General features: G+C 71.1%; 11 protein-coding genes and 1 tRNA gene. 7 read left to right on the top strand and 5 right to left on the bottom strand.

Going from position 1 to position 17,740, the window contains the following annotated elements:
* Positions 1-346 precede the first annotated feature (346 nt).
* A complete protein-coding gene (locus ADK67_RS08750; RefSeq protein WP_053715886.1) occupies positions 347-3,139 on the bottom strand; it encodes an AfsR/SARP family transcriptional regulator in 2,793 nt (930 codons plus the stop codon).
* A 188-nt stretch (positions 3,140-3,327) separates the two neighbouring features.
* Here ADK67_RS08750 and ADK67_RS08745 point away from each other — a divergent pair, with 188 nt between their 5' ends.
* The 3 genes from ADK67_RS08745 (at position 3,328) to ADK67_RS08735 (ending at position 6,793) form a co-directional block, all read left to right on the top strand.
* Positions 3,328-4,371 (top strand): ADP-ribosylglycohydrolase family protein, encoded by a 1,044-nt coding sequence (locus ADK67_RS08745; protein WP_053715885.1) that lies wholly within the window; start codon positions 3,328-3,330, stop codon positions 4,369-4,371.
* A gap of 329 nt (positions 4,372-4,700) precedes the next feature.
* The gene (locus tag ADK67_RS08740) at positions 4,701-5,399 is read left to right on the top strand and encodes a response regulator transcription factor (RefSeq protein ID WP_053715884.1); all 699 of its coding nucleotides are present in this window, start codon (positions 4,701-4,703) and stop codon (positions 5,397-5,399) included.
* Positions 5,396-6,793 (top strand): sensor histidine kinase, encoded by a 1,398-nt coding sequence (locus tag ADK67_RS08735; RefSeq protein ID WP_053715883.1) that lies wholly within the window; start codon positions 5,396-5,398, stop codon positions 6,791-6,793. Before ADK67_RS08740 ends, ADK67_RS08735 begins: the two co-directional genes overlap by 4 nt.
* Here ADK67_RS08735 and mgrA read toward each other — a convergent pair.
* Complete coding sequence (mgrA, locus tag ADK67_RS08730; protein WP_053715882.1) at positions 6,790-7,818, bottom strand: L-glyceraldehyde 3-phosphate reductase; 1,029 nt, start codon at positions 7,816-7,818, stop codon at positions 6,790-6,792. The genes ADK67_RS08735 and mgrA overlap by 4 nt on opposite strands.
* Positions 7,819-7,987: 169 nt before the next feature.
* Between mgrA and ADK67_RS08725 the strand changes: the two genes are divergently transcribed.
* Entirely contained in the window at positions 7,988-9,580 is a 1,593-nt protein-coding gene (locus ADK67_RS08725) for a vWA domain-containing protein (RefSeq protein WP_053715881.1), read from the top strand.
* A 100-nt stretch (positions 9,581-9,680) separates the two neighbouring features.
* On the opposite strand, the gene ADK67_RS08720 is transcribed toward ADK67_RS08725, so the two are convergent.
* Together ADK67_RS08720 and ADK67_RS08715 are read right to left on the bottom strand one after the other, a co-directional pair.
* The gene (locus tag ADK67_RS08720) at positions 9,681-9,968 is read right to left on the bottom strand and encodes a hypothetical protein (protein WP_053715880.1); all 288 of its coding nucleotides are present in this window, start codon (positions 9,966-9,968) and stop codon (positions 9,681-9,683) included.
* 445 nt (positions 9,969-10,413) lie between these two features.
* Positions 10,414-10,486 (bottom strand) — tRNA-Thr (locus ADK67_RS08715).
* A gap of 280 nt (positions 10,487-10,766) precedes the next feature.
* Here ADK67_RS08715 and ADK67_RS08710 point away from each other — a divergent pair.
* The 3 genes from ADK67_RS08710 to otsB all read left to right on the top strand — a co-directional run bounded on the left by ADK67_RS08710 (position 10,767) and on the right by otsB (position 16,302).
* Positions 10,767-12,104, top strand: a complete 1,338-nt coding sequence (locus ADK67_RS08710; protein WP_053715916.1) for a threonine/serine ThrE exporter family protein — start codon at positions 10,767-10,769, stop codon at positions 12,102-12,104.
* Positions 12,105-12,259: 155 nt separating this feature from the next.
* Positions 12,260-13,696 carry an alpha,alpha-trehalose-phosphate synthase (UDP-forming) gene (locus ADK67_RS08705; RefSeq protein WP_053715879.1) on the top strand — a complete coding sequence of 479 codons (1,437 nt, stop codon included), beginning with the start codon at positions 12,260-12,262 and terminating at the stop codon, positions 13,694-13,696.
* A gap of 71 nt (positions 13,697-13,767) precedes the next feature.
* A complete protein-coding gene (gene otsB / locus ADK67_RS08700) occupies positions 13,768-16,302 on the top strand; it encodes a trehalose-phosphatase (RefSeq protein WP_053715878.1) in 2,535 nt (844 codons plus the stop codon).
* Positions 16,303-16,345: 43 nt separating this feature from the next.
* On the opposite strand, the gene radA is transcribed toward otsB, so the two are convergent.
* A complete protein-coding gene (gene radA / locus ADK67_RS08695) occupies positions 16,346-17,710 on the bottom strand; it encodes a DNA repair protein RadA (protein ID WP_082403314.1) in 1,365 nt (454 codons plus the stop codon).
* Between the last annotated feature and the right edge of the window lie 30 nt (positions 17,711-17,740).

The following is a 17,740-nucleotide window of genomic DNA, read 5'->3' as shown; positions in this document are numbered from 1 at the left end:
TGAAGCCGGCAGGCCCGGCGGGGTAAAGCGTCCCGCCAGGCCTGCCGGCTTCGACCAGCCTAAAGCACCCGAACCCATGTCAAATCGGGCCTCTGCGGTGGTGTGGCGGGTCCGTTGTGGTGTTGTTGGTTGTGTGCTAATTGCGACCTCGACCGCGATGCCGGAGGCGGCGCAATTCAATACTAGAGCCAGCTGGCCGGCGCTCTCCCCCGAACGCCGGCCAGCCGGGGTTGGGTGGCTTTCCCCCCTGGTTCCCCCTACCAAGAGCCACCCGGCGCTGACCGCGACTCGGTGATCAGCGCGCCTCCAAGTTCCCACGACTTCGTCATGTCGTGCTAAACAGCGGCTAAACCTCAGAGGTCAAGGCTTCAAGAGCCGTTCGGACCAACATGGCTCGAGGGGAGCCGAGGCGTACGAACAACCGAAGCGATTCCGCCAGCTCCGCTTGTGCCGCAACGCGTTCTCCGCGTCTGGCCAGGACCGATCCGAGCACTTGGCGGCCGAACGCCTCCTCGAACTGCATGGAGCCGCCACGGGCCAGTTCCACGCCGCGGCGGGCGTGTTCTTCGGCCTCCGGTAACAGGCCCAGTTCGGCGTAGAGCTCGGCCAGGTTGTTCATCGCGACCGCGTAGGCCCGTTCGTCGCCGTTGCGGTGGTAGATCTCCATTGCCAGGAATTGGTGTTGGGCCGCCGTTTCACGTTGGCCGAGTCGTTGCTCCACTTGGGCCAGGTTGTTGAGCACGGTGGCTTCGCCGAGGGCGTCGCCGTCCCGGCGGGCCAGGTCGACGGCTTCGCGGTAGTGGCCCAGGGCTTCTTCCACCCGGCCTTCGGCGACGAGCGCCAAGGCCAGTTGGTCGAGGGTCATCACCAGGTAGCGGGGTTCGGCCAGGTCCACGGCTATTCGGTGGGCCAGTCGGGCTTGGTCGAGGGTGCCGCGCAGGGCTCCGGCGCGGTTGTTGATGTCGTGCATGGCGTGCAGCACGAGCATTTCGCCGCGGCGGTCGCCGATCACCCTGGCGGAGGCGAGGCCGAATTCGGCGATGCCGCGCCACTCCCGGCTGACGAGCCTGGTCACGCAGTAGGTGTGGACCAGGCGGACGAGTTGCCAGACCTGCACGTGGAGACCGGTTTCCGAACCGGCGTGCACGAGGGCGATGAGGTTGGACCACTCCTTGTCGAACCAGGACAGCGCCTGCTCCGAGGTGGCCGGGCGCGGCGCGGTGGAGTCGCCGGTGAAGTCGAGGCCGTCGGAGACCGGTCTGATCAGGCGTCTCGCGTGGTCGCAGGCGGACAGGTAGTGGTCCATGAGGCGGCGCAGGCCGCGTTCCCGGTGCTCGACGACGCCGCGGGCGTAGAGGCGGACCAGGTCGTGCAGGACGAAGCCGCCGCGCCACTGCTCCACGAGGAGGTGCGCGTCGGCGAGGTCGGCCAGGCGGGCGGCGGCGGTGCCCAGGTCGATGTCGCAGACGGCGGCGATGGAGTGCGGGCTCACCCAGCGGCCGGGCACGAGGCCTGCGGCGCGGAACGTGTCCGCCAGTTCCGGCGGCAGGTTGCGGTACGACACCGCGAGGGCCCGTTCCACGCCTACGCCGGTGTCGGCCAGGTCCAGGGTGCGCAGCCGGGCCGCGTCGTCGGAGAGCTGCGCCACCAGGGCCTCGACCGTCCACTCCGGACTGAAGACGAGCTTGGCGGCGGCGATCCGCAGGGCCAGGGGCAGGTTGCCGCAGAGTTCGACCAGCATGCGGATGGCCGCCGGTTCCTGGTCGGACAGCGGCTTGCCCACGACCTCGTCGACCAGGCGGATGGACTCGTCGTCGGACAACGTGTCCAGCGTGAGCATGCGCGCGCCGTTGCTGACGACCAGGGACTCCAGGCGCCGGCGGCTGGTCACGAGGACGACCGACCCGGCGCCGGGAGGCAGGAGCAGGCGGACGTGCTCGGGGTCCCACGCGTCGTCCAGGACGACCAGCACGCGCCGCTTGGCCAGCACCGAGCGGTACAGGCCGACGCGGTCGTCCAGGTCCCTCGGCACGCCGTCGGACGGCACGCCGAGCGCCAGCAGGAACCGGGCCAGGACTTCGGCGGGCTCGACCGGCTCGCGGTCCGGGGCGAAGCCGTTCAGGGACGCGAAGAGGAGGCCGTCCGGGAACTGCTCGGCCCGGCGGTGGCCCCACGTGACGGCGAGCTCGCTCTTGCCGATGCCGGCCGCGCCGTTGACCACGGCGATGGTCGTGGCGGCCAGGTCGCGCGAGTCGCACAGGCGGTCCAACCAGGCCAGTTCCTCGTCGCGACCGATGAATCCGCTGGCCGCGGCGGGCAACTGGGCCGGCACGACGACGCCGGGGCGCGGTGGCACGACGGCGGGCTCGGCCAGGCCGGGCGAGCTGAGCGCCGGGTCGTCGCGGAGCACCTGTTCGTGCAGCACGCGCAGACCGGGGCCGGGGTCGATGCCGAGCTCGTCCACGACGCGGCGGTGGAAGCGCTGGTAGGCCTCCAACGCGTCGGCGCGCTGACCCGACCGGTACAGGGCGCGCATCATGTGGCCGACCAGTCGTTCCCGGAACGGGTGCTCGTTGACCAGCTGCCGCAGCTCGCCGACGAGTTCGAGGTGGCGGCCCAGTTCCAGCTCGGCCTCGATGCGCTCTTCCACTGCGGCAAGCCGAAGCTCCTCCAGGTCGGACGTGACCGGGTCGCCCGGCACGTCCGACAGCACCTGGCCGCGCCACAGGCCGAGCGATTCGCGCAGCAGCTGCGCCCGGATCGGCGCGGGCTTGCCGCGCGCGCTCGACACGAGCTGCCGGGCCCGGTGGAAGTCGAGCCGCCACGGGTCGACCGAGAGCTGGTAGCCGGGCGGCGTGGTGAGGATCCGCGCGGAGCCGGCCGGGTCGGCCTGTTCCAGCATCCGGCGCAGCCGCGACACGTAGCCGTGCACGATCGTCCTGGCCGTGGCGGGCGGCTCGTCGGCCCACAGGCTGTCCACGATCTCGTCGATCGGGACGACCCGGTTGGCGTCCAGCACCAGCATCGCGAGCAGGCCGCGCATCCCCTTGCGGCCGATGACGAGCTGTCGGCCGTCCGCGAGCACCTGCAACGGTCCGAGGACGCCGAACTCCAGCCCGCTCTTGCTCCGGTCAGCCATGCCCCTCCCCCGCCTCGTGCAACTACGGCTTGGTCACTGGATCAGGTGCGTCGGAGGTGCCGTTAGATACCTGTGGGTAAATGTTGCTTGCTCAACTAGTCGTGCTCCCATGACCGGACGGGCGCCCGACGGCTAGGGTTTTGGCCCCGGACGTCCCGGCCGAGTTCTGGGCGAGTGCAGGAGGGCAAGTGCCGCGCGAGCCGATGAACGTGGTCGACCGTGGCGCGGCGTGCCTGTTGGGCGGCGCGCTGGGCGACGCCCTCGGCGCACCCATCCAGTACCTCGGGTGGACGGACATCCAACGAGACCACGGCCCGGAGGGTGTGCTGGCGCCGCCACGTCCCGCGCTGGTCACCGACGACACGCAGCTCACCCTGTTCACCGCCGACGGCTACCTGCGCGCGTGGGTGCGCGGCCAGACCACGGGCGAGTGGGACCCGGTCGAGGTCGTCTGGCAGAGCTACCGCCGCTGGTTGATCACCCAGCAGGTCGCCGCGCCCGAGCCCGGCGCCGTCGGCCTCGTCGGCGACGAGCGGCTGTACTCGAGCCGTTCGCCGGGCCTGACGTGCCTGCGCGCGCTCGCCGCCGACGCACCGCCGACGCCCGAGGCCCCGCACAACGACTCGTCCGGCTGCAACGGCGTCACCCGCACCGCGCCCGCCGGGTTCGCGCCCAGTGCCGAGATCGCCTACGACTTGGGCTGCCGGTTCGCCGCGCTGACCCACGGCGGCACCGGCGGCTGGGTGTCCGGTGGGGCGTTCGCGCTGCTCATCCACCTGCTCGCGGTGCGCGGGCGGCCGATCCGGGAGGCCGTGGACCAGGTCATCGGCCGGGTGCTGCGGGACGACCCGTACACGGCGAACACGCTCAACCGGGCCGTGATCTTCGCCGACGAGCACAAGGCGCTCGGGTTCGAGTCGGTCCGGGTCGATCGCCTGGGCAGCGGCTGGACGGGCCCGGAGGCGATGGCGATCGCCGTCCACACGGTGCTCGTCTACCCGAGGCGGGCGCAGTTCGTGGACGCCCTGCGCGCGGCGGCCAACCACTCCGGCGGCAGCGACGCCACGGCGGCGCTCACGGGCAACATCCTCGGCGCGCTGCACGGCACCTCAGCGTTGCCACGCGACTGGCTGGCGGGACTGGAACTGGTGGACCTGCTCACCCGACTGGGTTCCGACCTGGGCCACTCCGTCACCGACCAGGACTTCGACTTCACCCGATACGGGGCCTGAGACGAGTGAAGCCGGCCTCGGCACGCACGTTCCCGAATGCGTGCGACCGAGGCCGGCTCTCCACGCGGTCTGCGCAGGGACACGCCCCGAGCGCGGAACCCGGCTGACCTGGCCGTGGAGCGGGAAAACCCGTGGCAGAACCGTAGCAGAGAGCGTGTGAGCCATCACAGCCGGCCCACCTCCTTAACCTTGTGAACCACCCCACGCACCGATCACGACGCCAACGACCCTGTGCGCGAGCTGTCACGAACCTGTCGACTCGCTGTTGATCGGGTCCTCAGCCGACCGATGCCCTCGCCCACCACCGGGAGGTGCCGCACGATGGGCGGGTGGACAAGGGCGCTTCGGTTCGACTGCTCGTGGTGGACGACGAGCCGCACATCGCGGACCTCGTGGCGACGGTGGCGCGGTACGAGGGGTGGCAGGCGGTGACCGCGGGCAGCGGTGAGGCCGCGTTGCGGACCGCCGCCGACTTCCACCCCGACATCGTCGTGCTCGACCTGATGCTGCCCGACCTGGACGGCTTCACCGTGCTGGACCGCCTCCGCTCGTCCGGCGCGATGGTGCCGGTGGTGTTCCTGACCGCCCGGGACGGCACCGCGGACCGGGTCGCGGGCCTCACCCGCGGCGGTGACGACTACCTGGTCAAGCCGTTCTCGGTGGAGGAGCTGATGGCACGGCTGCGGGCCGTGCTGCGGCGGTCGACCGGGCCCACGTGGAAGCGGTCCGTGCTGAAGGTGTCCGACCTGGCCCTGGACGAGGACACCCGCGAGGTGCGCCGGGCCGGGAAGCTGATCACGCTCACGCCCACCGAGTACGAGCTGCTGCGCTACCTGATGCGCCGGTCGCCGGCCGTGCTGACCAAGGCGCAGATCCTCGACCACGTGTGGGAGTACGACTTCGGCGGCCGGTCCAACGTGGTCGAGCTGGTCGTCTCGCACCTGCGGCGCAAGCTGGACGACGGCGGCGAGCCCTTGATCCACACCGTCCGGGGCGTGGGCTACGTGCTGCGGCGAGCCGCGGAGTGACACGCCGTCGCCTGCGCCTGGGCACGCGCCTGGCGTTGGGCTTGGGCGCGTTGGCGCTGGCGGTGTTCGCGGTCGTCGGCACGGTGATGGCGCAGAGCATGCAGGAGTACCTGGAACACCGCCTCGACGCGCAGATGGAGACGACCCAGATCTCGCTGAAGAAGGACTTCGCCAAGAACGGCACGATCAAGGGCAAGGCGTACGGCTGGTACTCGGTCGTCTACGAGGTGCGTGACGGCACCGCCACGCCGAAGAACCGCGACGACCTCCCGGCCGACAGCGCCGAGCTGACCGAGGTGGCCTTGCAGGTCGACGGCCGCGACCCCGTGTACCGGACGGACTACCTGCACGGCGACGGCGCGTACCGGCTGCGCGGCTGCCGGATGTCCGACGGCTTGGTGCTGGTCAGCGCGGCGCCGATGAACGACATCACCACGACCGTGCGGCAGCTGGTGATCGTGGAGGTGGCCACGTTCCTGCTCGCGCTGGTCGCGTTCGTGGTGATCGGCCGGGCGGTGCTGCGGCGCGGGTTGCAGCCGTTGAGCGACATGGCGCGGACCGCGCACGACATCACGTCGCACGACCTGACCGACTCGGCCCGGCTGCCGGTGCGGGCGGAGGGCGGCAACGGCGGCGCGGAGGTCGAGGAGCTGCGCACGGCGTTCAACACGATGCTGGACCACATCGACACGTCGCTGGCCGCGCGCACGGCCGCCGAGCAGCGGTTGCGGCGGTTCATCGCGGACGCGTCGCACGAGCTGCGCACGCCGTTGACGTCGATCCGGGGTTACGCGGACCTGTTCCGGTACGCGGCGGCGAACGCACCGGAGGAACGCGAGGCGCACCTGGAGAAGCTGCGGTCGGAGGCGGCGCGGATGAGCGTGCTGCTGGACGACCTGCTGCTGCTCGCCCGGCTGGACTCGGCGGAGGAGGAGACGCCGTTGCGGTTGGCCGACGGCGACCTGGCGGCGTTGGCGCGGGAGGCGGCGGACGCGTTCCGCGCGGCCCGGCCGACGCACCCGCTGACGCTGACCGTGCCGGCCGAGCCGGTGCGGCTGGCGTTCGACCCGCTGCGGCTGCGGCAGGTGGTGGACAACCTCCTCACCAACGCCGCCGTGCACACGCCCGCGGGCACGTCGGTCTCGGTGTCGGTCTCGGTGCGGGACGGCTCGGCCGTGCTGCGGGTGGGCGACACCGGCCCCGGCATCCCGGCCGCCGACCGGTCCCGCATCTTCGACCGCTTCTACCGGGTGGACGACTCGCGCACCCGCGATCGCGGCGGCAGCGGCCTGGGGCTGGCGGTGGTGCACTCCCTGGTCGCCGCGCACGGCGGCACGGTGGAGCTGACCAGCCGGCCCGGCTCGACCGTCTTCACCGTGACGCTGCCGCGCTAGCCGGCGTTCGACGACTCCGCCCACAGGTCGATGCCCGAGTCGACCGCGTGCACGTCGATCCGCTCGACCTCGTCGTCGGTGAGCGGCGGGCCGTCCAACGCCGCCACGTTCGCCTCCAGCTGGCCGACGCTGCTCGCCCCGATCAGCACCGACGTGACCCGGTCGTCGCGCAGCGCCCAGGTGAGCGCGAGCTGCGCCAACGACTGGCCGCGCGACGCCGCGATGTCGTTCAACGCGCGCACGTGCGCCAGGTTGGCCTCGCTCAGCCACTCCTCGCTCAACGACTTGCCCTGCTTCGCCCGGGACCCGGCGGGCACGCCGTCCAGGTACTTGTCCGTCAACATGCCCTGCGCCAACGGCGAGAACGCGATGCAGCCGACGCCCAGCTCGCCGAGCGCGTCCAGCAGGTCGCGCTCGATCCACCGGTTGAGCATCGAGTACGAGGGCTGGTGGATCAGCAGCGGCACGCCCGCCGTGCGCAGCAGTTCGGCCGCCTCACGGGTCTTGGTCGCCGAGTAGGACGAGATGCCGACGTACAGCGCCTTGCCCTGCTGCACCGCGCTCACCAGAGCGCCGACGGTCTCCTCCAGCGGCGTGTCCGGGTCGAACCGGTGCGAGTAAAAGATGTCCACGTGGTCGAGGCCGAGGCGGGCCAGCGACTGGTCCAACGAGGACAGCAGGTACTTGCGGGACCCCCACTCGCCGTACGGCCCGGGCCACATGTCGTAGCCGGCCTTGGTGGAGATCACCAGCTCGTCCCGGTGGGGCCGCAGGTCGTCGGCCACCATCCGACCGAAGTTGACCTCGGCCGAGCCGTAGGGCGGGCCGTAGTTGTTCGCCAGGTCGAAGTGCGTCACGCCGAGGTCGAACGCCCGCCGCACGATCGCCCGGCCCGTCTCGTACGGCCGGTCGTCGCCGAAGTTGTGCCACAGGCCGAGCGACACGGCGGGCAACCTGAGCCCGCTGCGCCCGCACCGCCGGTAGGTCATCCGGTCGTACCGCGAGGCGTCTGGGAGGTGGACCACCTCCCCACCTTGGCACGCCCGGCTGCCGTTTGCCGCTCGGGGAACCGGACGAAGTTGCTCTTTTCGGTCCGTATTCCGCCGATCGTCCGACCATCCGCCTGGTGTGCCCGGACATCGGTGTCCGAGCTCCCGGACCCTGCGTCCGGACGTGCGAGCGGAAAGAGATCACATGCGTCGCTCACTCAGACGCGGCACGCTGTTAGCGGTCGCCGCGCTGACCGCCTCAGCCGTCCAGTTCACCTCGCCCGCGGTGGCCGCCCCTGCGCCCGCCGCCTCACCGTGCGGTCCTCTCGACGTCGCGTTCGTCCTCGACGACACCGGCAGCATGGGTGGGGCCATCACCAACCTGAAGACCGGCATCAACGCCATCGTGAACGACGTCGTCACGGCGTCCGGCGGCGACTACCGGCTCGGCCTGGTCACGTTCAAGGACAACATCACCGTCCACAACACCCTCGCGCCCGGCAACGCGGCGGCGGTGACGGGCTACGTCACCAACACCCTCGCCGCGAGTGCGGGCGGCAGCGAGCCGGAGGCGTCCGACGAGGCGCTGAACACGGTCGTCAACAACCTGCCCGCGGCCGGTCGGCCCCAGAACGTCGACTTCGGCGGCGTGTGGCGGTCGAACGCGATGAAGTTCGTCGTGCTGGTGACCGACGCCCGCCCCGGCGGGTTCGACAACGTGCACGCGGCCGCGGACGTCGCCAACGCCGCGCAGCGGGCGAACGACGCGCTCGGCAAGGGCATCAAGATCTCGCCGGTGTACGTGCCGACGTCGGCCACCTACACCCCCGTGATCACGCCGATCATGCAGAACTACGCCTCCACGACCGGTGGCGTGTTCACGCAGACGACGGCCACCGGCGCGGGCACGGCGGACGCCATCCGCAAGCTCCTGTCGGACTGCCGGCAGACCGATGTGGTCATCCGCGACCAGGTGACCGACACGGGCGCCGAGCCGAACCCGAACGGCACCGTGTGGAACAGCCCGGACATCAAGGTCTGCCCGACCACGGCGGACTGCGCGGGCATCCAGCCGGTCGTCGGCGCGACGAACTTCATCCACGTGCGGCTGAACAACGCCACCGCCGCGAGCACCGGCACGCTCAAGGTCTACCGCACGCCCGCCGGCGGAGGCACGACGTGGAACAACGCCACCAACGGCAGCTGGGTCTACATCGGCCAGCAGTCGCTCACCGTCCCCACGGGCGGCACGGTGGCGAAGATCCCGTGGACCGGCATCCCGGGCCCGGGCCACTTCTGCCTGTTGGCGCGCTGGGTGTCGGCGACGGACCCGATGACCTTCGCCGAGGGCTCCAACACCGCGCAGAACACCCGGAACAACAACAACATCGCGTGGAAGAACCTCCAGACCGTGCGGGGCAAGGTGTTCCAGCCGGTGAGGTCCTGGTTCACCCTGGGCAACGCGACCGAGCGGGAGGTCAAGACCGACCTCGTGCTGACCGGTGAGAAGCCGGTGGCGGGCACCGTGGTGATCGACCTCGGCCCGCGCCTGTTCGAGCGCTGGCGGGCCGGCGGCGGCCAGGCCGAGGGCGTGAAGCAGGTCGGCGAGACCGCGTTGCAGCTCGACCCGAGGCGGGCGGCGCTGCTCGGCGTGCCGCTCCTGCCCGGTGAGGCGTTCACCGCGGAACTCGTCTTCACCCCCGGGGCGCCGGGCGAGTACCTGACGAACCTCGTCCAGTTCGTCGAGGGCGAGGACCACGGCGGCGTGGCCTACCAGGTCATCACCGACCGCGAGTAGGGGACGCACGCGAGTCGCGGCCCGTGCCTGCCGGGCACGGGCCGCGACCGTGCTCCGGCAGTCCGGCTAGGCCTCGAGCCGGATCACTTCGCGAGCCGGATCACTTGAAGTCGGCCCAGAGCCAGATCCGGTCGCCCGTCTCACCGTCGACCAGGCACTGGACGGCGTTGACGTTGCCCTCTTGCATGAGGATGGCGCCGTCGATGTCGCAGTGACGACGACCCTGGTCGGTGTTCGGGTAGGGGTCGCCGACGGTCCGCCACGCGAGCGCCTGGAACTCCCCCGAAGCCGGGGTCGCGCTCGCCTGCGCGGTGAATGGAGACGCGAAGAGCGCGGCGACGAGCAGCCCCATGCCCGCCCACGACTTGGACTTGACCTTGTTCCCCACAATTCCCCCTATGGGTTCATCTCACTGAATCAACCTGCATTCGACAAAGTACCGACACACCCGACACTGTCAATTAAATCAAAGTGACCCGAATCACTTCCACCTCATCTGTGCGGCCGTAACCCCAGCTCAAAGCGCTGCGGAATACATCGCACACCGCCCGCCGTCCAGCCACACCACTTCACCGTCCTGTCGGCGGGACACCACTCCGACCCTTCACCGGTCGCCATCGGAATAAATGGCAGCGCAGCTGCGACGGAAGTACTCTGGACAGATTGCAGCCCTCACGGAACCGCGCGGAACGCCGCAGCGCCGGCCATCGGCCACCCACCGCGCCGAGACCCCACCCGCAGACCGGCGGGCCGAGCACGACCCCCGGACCCGCTATGATCATGAAACTGCCCGCCTGACCAGGGTTTTCCCAGACAGGCGGGCAGTCGTGCCGAGCCGGTGGCGGGACTTGAACCCGCAACCTTTCGCTTACAAGGCGAGTGCTCTGCCAATTGAGCTACACCGGCGTGGCCCGGAGGCCGGGAACATCGTAAGCGCCCGCAGGGGGTGCTACCTGCGGCGAACGGTCTGCTCACGGTGGGCCCGCGTTGGTCCATCCGGAGGTCGCGGGTACCGTCCGGGTGGCCCTGGCGACCCGCAAAACCGCTGGCCAGCGCTATCAACAGTATTGAACGCACAGTGATCGACTCACCTGGTCCAGGTACCCCGTCCAGGGGTGGCGCATGACACAGCCTCGAATGTGACACGGTCGGGCGTGGCGGTCAGGCGAGCGAGGAGGTGACGCGGGTGCGGCTGTGGCGCCGGCGGTTCCAGCACACCGAGCAGGCACGACCGGTCGAAGGTCCGTCCCTTCCGGACGACTCGACCGTCCACCTGGTGCTCGACCTGGCGCTGCGCGTCGGCGAGGCTCAGATGGCGGGCGGCGCGGGGGTGGCCGACGTGACGGCCACGATCCTGGCGGTCACGACCGCGTACGGCCTGCCGAACACCGAGGTGGACGTGATCTACACGTCGATCACCGTCTCGTGCCACCGCGGCACGGAGGCCGCGCCCGTGACGGCCATGCGCGTGGTGCGCGGTCGCAGCGTCGACTACAGCAGGCTCGCCGCCGTGGAGGACCTGATCCGGCGGATCACCTCCGACGGCGTCACGGCCGCGGACGCGTCCGCCGAGATCGACCGGATCAGCCGGGCCGACCACCCGTACCCCCGTTGGGTGGCCACGGTGGCGTGGGCGGGCATGGCGGCCGCGGTGGCGTTCCTGGTCGGCGGTGGGCCGTTGCTCGCGGCGACGGCGGCGGTGGTCACGGCGTTGATCGACCGGGTGGGGCGGGTCCTCAACCGGCGCGCGCTGCCGTTCTTCTTCCAGCAGGTGGTCGGCGGGGCCCTGGCCACGTCGGTGGCGGTGGCGATGTACGCGACGGACCTGCTGCCGGCCGTGCGGCCGTCGTTGTTGATCGCGACCGGGATCGTGGTGCTGCTGTCCGGGCTGTCGCTGGTCGGCACCGTGCAGGACGCCATCACCGGCTACCACGTCACCGCCGCCGGCCGCACGGTGGAGATCGGGCTGCTCACCGCGGGCCTCATCGCGGGCATCACGCTCACCCTGCGCGCGGGCGTGCAGTTCGGCGTGCAGACGAGCATCGCCGACCCGCTGCCGCCGCTGATCTCGGAGGTGCCGACGCAGTTCGCGGCGGGCGCGGCCACGTCCGCGTTCTTCGCCCTGGCCAGCTACGCGCCGGTCCGGGCGCTGCCGATGGCCGCCGTCGCGGGCGCGGTGGGCACGGCCAGCTACGGCCTGCTCGTCCTCACCGGCACGAACGCCATCACGTCCGCGGTCGTCGCGGCCACCGCGGTGGGCTTCCTCGGCAAGATCCTCTCCCGCCGGCTGGGCACGCCGCCGCTGCTCGTGGCGGTGGCAGGCATGGTGCCGCTGCTGCCCGGCTGGACCACGTACCGGGGCCTCTACCAGCTGACCGCCGAAGGCGACGCGGCCGGCTTGTCGACGCTCGTGCTGGCGGCGGGCACGGCCCTCGCGCTGGCGAGCGGCGTCGTCCTGGGTGAATATCTGGGTCGCCCCGTGCGCACCGGGCTGGGCCGGCTGGCGGCCCGTTCCCGGCGTTGAGCGCCTGAACACAGCGTTTCCACGTGAGATCGCCCACCTGACGGGCTTTCGTCAAGTCAACACAGTGTGACGGGTGTGACGACAGGGCATCCAACCTGCGCGTTCCCACTAACCTCGACGGTGGGCGAGACGAATCCCTTAGGAGGCGCTACCCGGTGAGCAGCATTGGCGAGAACGGCGCGGATTTCCTGGTCGTGGCCAACCGCCTCCCGGTTGACCTGGAGCGCCTGCCCGATGGCACGCAACGCTGGAAGCACAGCCCCGGTGGCCTGGTCACCGCCCTGGAGCCGTTCCTGCGCACGCACAGCGGCGCCTGGGTCGGCTGGCCCGGCATCGCGGACGCCGAGGTGGACGCGTTCGAGGAGGACGGCCTCCAGCTGCACCCCGTCGCGTTGAGCGCCAGCGAGGTCGCCGACTACTACGAGGGCTTCTCCAACGGCACGCTGTGGCCGCTCTACCACGACGTCGTCGCGCCGCCCGCGTTCCACCGGCGCTGGTGGAACGCCTACGTGCGGGTCAACCAGCGGTTCGCGGACGTGACCGCGAAGGTCGCCGCCCAGGGCGCCACGGTCTGGGTGCAGGACTACCAGCTCCAACTCGTGCCGGCCATGCTGCGCGAGCTGCGCCCGGACCTGCGCATCGGCTTCTTCCTGCACATCCCGTTCCCGCCGGTGGAGCTGTTCATGCAGCTGCCGTGGCGCACGGAGATCATCCGCGGGCTGCTCGGCGCGGACCTGGTCGGCTTCCACCGGCCCGGCGGCGCGCAGAACTTCCTCTGGCTGGCCCGCCGCCTGGTCGGCCTGGAGCCGAGCCGCGGCGCGGTCGGCGTGCGCACGAGGCCCGGTGTCGTCCAGGTCGGGGACCGCACGGTTCGGGTCGGCGCATTCCCGATCTCTATCGACTCGGCGGGTCTCGACGCGCTCGCGCGGGACAAAGAAGTCCAAAAACACGCGAAACAAATTCGCGAAGACCTCGGGAACCCGAAGAAGATCCTGCTCGGTGTGGACCGCCTCGACTACACCAAGGGCATCGACGTGCGCCTGCGCGCCCTGCACGAACTCCTCGCCGACGGCCGCGTGAACCCCGGCGAGGTGACCATGGTGCAGCTCGCCACGCCCAGCCGCGAACGCGTCGAGCACTACAAGCAGATGCGCGGCGAGATCGAGCAGGCCGTCGGCCGGATCAACGGCGAGTTCTCCACCGTGGGCCACCCCGTGGTCCACTACCTGCACCAATCGGTCAACCGGCGTGAGCTGACCGCGTTCATGACCGCCGCCGACGTCATGGTGGTGACCCCGGTGCGCGACGGGATGAACCTGGTCTGCAAGGAGTACGTCGCCACGCGCTACGACCTCGGCGGCGCGCTGGTGCTCTCCGAATTCGCCGGCGCGGCGGCCGAACTCACGAGCGCGTTCCTCGTCAACCCGCACGACCTGGACGGCGTGAAGAACGCGTTGGAAGCCGCCCTCACGCTGGATCCGGCCGAAGGCCGCCGTAGGATGCGCGCGCTGCGCCGCCAAGTCCTCACGCACGACGTCGACCGCTGGGCTCGATCGTTTCTTGATGCCTTGGGCACGCAGTCCACGATCTGAATCAGTTCAGACCGCCGCTGTAATCAGATCACAGTTACCGACCTTGTCCCACCGAGCATTGAGGAGGGGCGTTGACCGCCGAGGCCCTCCCCGCCGAACTTCGTCGTGCGATCGTGCAGTTGGCACGCACACCGCGCCTGCTGGTCGCCTGCGACTACGACGGGACATTGGCTCCGATCGTGGCCAACCCAGAGGACGCCCGCCCGCTGCCCGAGTCGGTGGGCGCGTTGCGCTCCCTGGCCGGTCTGCACGAGACGACGGCCGCGGTGATCTCCGGGCGCGCACTGCGCGACCTGGCGACGCTGTCGCGCCTGCCGTCCGAGGTGCACCTGGTGGGTTCGCACGGATCCGAGTTCGACGTCGGTTTCGTGCACGCGCTGGACGCTGACGCGAAGCAACTGCACCGTCGCCTGGAAACAGAACTGGAAGGGGTCGTCGCCGGCCACGAAGGCGTCGGCCTCGAAGTGAAACCCGCGAGCATCGCGGTGCACGTCCGCCGTGCCGATCCCGCCGTGGGGGAGCGGGTTCTCCACGCCGTGCGCACCGGCCCGGCCACCTGGGACGGCGTGCAGGTCACCGAGGGCAAGGCCGTGATCGAGCTGGCCGTGGTGCAGACGGACAAGGGCCACGCCCTGGACGTCCTGCGGCACCGCGCGTCGGCGACCGCGGCCGTGTTCGTCGGTGACGACGTGACCGACGAGAAAGCGTTTGCCCGGCTGAGCGGGCCCGACGTCGGCATCAAGGTCGGCGAGGGCGAGTCGCTGGCCGAGTACTACGTCGGCGACAGCGTCGACGTGGCCACCGTGCTGGCGTTCCTGCTGGAAGAACGGCGGGCGTGGCTGCACGGCGACCAGGCCGTGCCGATCGAGCGGCTGACCATGCTCGCCAACGAGCGGTCGGTCGCGCTGCTGACCCCCGACGCGCGGCTGAACTGGCTGTGCCACCCGGAGCCGGACTCGGCGGCGGTGTTCGCCGACCTGCTCGGCGGGCCCGCCGCGGGCCACTTCTCGATCAAGCCGGAGCACGGCTCGCTGCCCCTGGGCCAGCGGTACGTGCCGGGCACCATGATCGTGGAGACGCGGTGGTCCCGGCTCCTCGTCACCGACTACCTGGACCACGACCTGGCCTCGCACCGCACCGACCTGGTGCGGCGCGTCTCCGGCTCGACCAACGCGGTGATCACGTTCGCGCCGCGGCCGGAGTTCGGCCAGGTGCCGGTGCGGCTGCTGCGCGAGCGCGACGGCCTGCGGGTCGTCGGCACCTCGGACCCGATGGTGCTGCGCTCGCCGGGCGTCGACTGGCAGATCACGTCCGACGGCATCCAGGAGACCGCGACGGCCGTCGTGCGTCCCCGCGAGGGCGCGCCGATCCTGCTCGAACTGCGCTGCGGCACGGACGACCTGTCCGAGGCCACGCTCGGCGAGCCGGAGCGGCGGGCGCGGGCGGGCGCGTTCTGGTCGGACTGGGCGGCGACGCTGAGGCTGCCGCAGGTCGAGTCGGACCTGGTGCTGCGCTCGGCGTTGACCTTGAAGGGCCTGGTGCACCACGACACCGGCGCGATCATGGCCGCCGCCACCACCTCGCTGCCCGAGGAACTCGGCGGCATCCGGAACTGGGACTACCGGTACTGCTGGCTGCGTGACGCGGCGCTGACCGCACAGGCGCTGGTGTCGGTCGGGTCGCTCGGCGAGGCGGAGGCGTTCCTGGGGTGGGTGCACGGGGTGCTGTCGACCCTGCCCGGCCCGGAGCGGCTGCACCCGCTGTACACGTTGCAGGGCACCATGCTCGGCGCGGAGGCGGTCATCGACACGCTGCCCGGGTACGCCGGGTCGCGGCCGGTGCGCGTGGGCAACCTCGCCAACCAGCAGGTGCAGCTGGACGTGTTCGGTCCCGTGGTGGACCTGGTCGTGCAGCTGGCCGCCGCGCGCGGCTCGCTGACCGACAAGGACTGGACGATGGTCCAGGCGATGGCCGAGGCGGTCGCCCGCCGCTGGCACGAGCCCGACCACGGCATCTGGGAGGAGCGGCACGCGCCGCGCCACCACGTGTACTCCAAGGTCATGTGCTGGGTGACGTTGGACCGGGCGGTGAAGCTGGCCGAGGCGTACGGGCGCGAGATCGACCCGTCGTGGCCGGTGCTGCGCGACACCATCTCCAACGACGTGCTCAAGCACGGGTGGAGCGAGGAAGCGCAGTCCTTCACCACCGCGTACGACGGCGACGACCTGGACGCGGCGTCGCTGCACGTCGGGCTGTCGGGGTTGATCGACCCGACCGACGACCGGTTCCAGGCCACCGTGACCGCGATCGAGGCCGAGCTTCGGTCGGGTTCCACGGTGTACCGGTACCGGCGTGACGACGGCCTGCCGGGCGACGAGGGCGGCTTCCACCTGTGCGCGGCGTGGATGATCGAGGCCTACCTGCTCACCGGACGGCGCACCGAGGCCGAGGAGCTGTTCGCGCAGATGGTGGACGCGGCCGGGCCGACCGGTCTGCTGCCCGAGGAGTACGACCCGATCGCGGAGCGTTCCCTGGGCAACCACCCGCAGGCGTACAGCCACCTGGGCCTGATCCGCTGCGCCCAGCTGCTGGCCGCCGGCAAGTAGGCGTGCTCACCGGACGGCGCCCCCACCTCGGGGGCGCCGTTCGCTATTTCCGCAGGTTGAGCAGGTTCAGCGCCTCGTGCAGGTCGTTCGCCACGAGCGCCCGCGTGCCCTGGGGCAGCGGACCGGCGTCCGGCGGCACGAGCGCCTTGGTGAAGCCGAGCCGGGCAGCCTCGGTGAGCCGGCGGCCGACCCCGTTGACGCGGCGCAACTCCCCCGACAGCCCCACCTCACCGACCACCACCAGGTCGTGCGGCAGGGGCAGGTCGGTGGCCGCCGACGCGACCGCCAACGCCACCGCCAAATCCACCGCGGGCTCGACGAGCCTCATGCCGCCGACGGTGGCGGTGAAGACGTCCTTGTTCCCCAACCCGACCCGACCGCGCTTCTCCAGCACCGCGAGGACCATGGCGAGCCGTGCCGAGTCGAGCCCGCTCACCGCACGCCGCGGCGCGGGCAGCGCGGTCGGCGTCACCAGCGCCTGCACCTCACCCAACATGGGCCGCTTGCCCTCCACCACCACCGTGACCGCGGTACCCGACACCGCCTGGTCCCGACGGTGCAGGAACAGACCGGACGGATCGGGCACCCCCGCGATGCCGTCGTCGCGCAACTCGAAGCAACCGACCTCGTCCGCCGGCCCGAACCGGTTCTTCACCCCCCGCAGCAGCCGCAACGACGAGTGCCTGTCCCCCTCGAACTGCAGCACCACGTCCACCAAGTGCTCCAACACGCGCGGCCCGGCCACCGAGCCGTCCTTCGTCACGTGCCCGACCAGCACCACCGGCAGCCCACGTTCCTTGGCGACCGCGATCAACCCACCGGTCACGGCCCGGACTTGGCTGACCCCACCAGGCGCACCGTCCACCGCCGGCGAGGACATGGTCTGCACGGAGTCCACGATCAACATGCTCGGCTTGACCACGTCCACCTGCCCGAGAACCGCCGAGATGTCGCTCTCGGCCGCCAGGTAGATCTCGTCGTGGAGGTTCCCGGTCCGATCCGCCCGCAACCGCACCTGCCCCGCCGACTCCTCACCGGTGACGTAAAGGCAACGACCGACCGACAACGCCCACTGGTGCGCCACCTCGAGCAACAGCGTCGACTTCCCGACCCCCGGCTCCCCCGCCAACAACACCACCGCACCCGGCACGAGCCCACCACCGAGCACCCGGTCGAGCTCCAGCACACCGGTCGACACCGCCCGGGCGGACTCGATGTCGACCTGCCCGATGGGCCGCGCCTCACTGCTGGGCGCCCCCGCGAGGAACCGCGGAGCCGCCGACACCCCCCGCTCCTCCACCGTCCCCCAGGCCTGGCACTCCGGGCACCGCCCGACCCACTTGGCCACCTCGTGCCCGCACTCCGCGCACCGGTACGTCGCCCTGGCCACCCGTGCTGTCTTCGCCACACCCGGAGGCTATCCGCCACCTCCGACAAC

This window comes from Saccharothrix sp. NRRL B-16348, assembly GCF_001280085.1.
In the GTDB taxonomy this organism is placed as follows: Bacteria; Actinomycetota; Actinomycetes; order Mycobacteriales; family Pseudonocardiaceae; genus Actinosynnema.
This window is presented reverse-complemented; position numbering and strand designations above follow the sequence as displayed.

Bases quoted from the DNA above. Each gene is read 5' to 3' on its own strand.
- ADK67_RS08725 (WP_053715881.1), top strand. From the start codon at position 7,988: ATGCGTCGCTCACTCAGACGCGGCACGCTGTTAGCGGTCGCCGCGCTG.
- ADK67_RS08750 (WP_053715886.1), bottom strand. From the start codon at position 3,139: ATGGCTGACCGGAGCAAGAGCGGGCTGGAGTTCGGCGTCCTCGGACCG.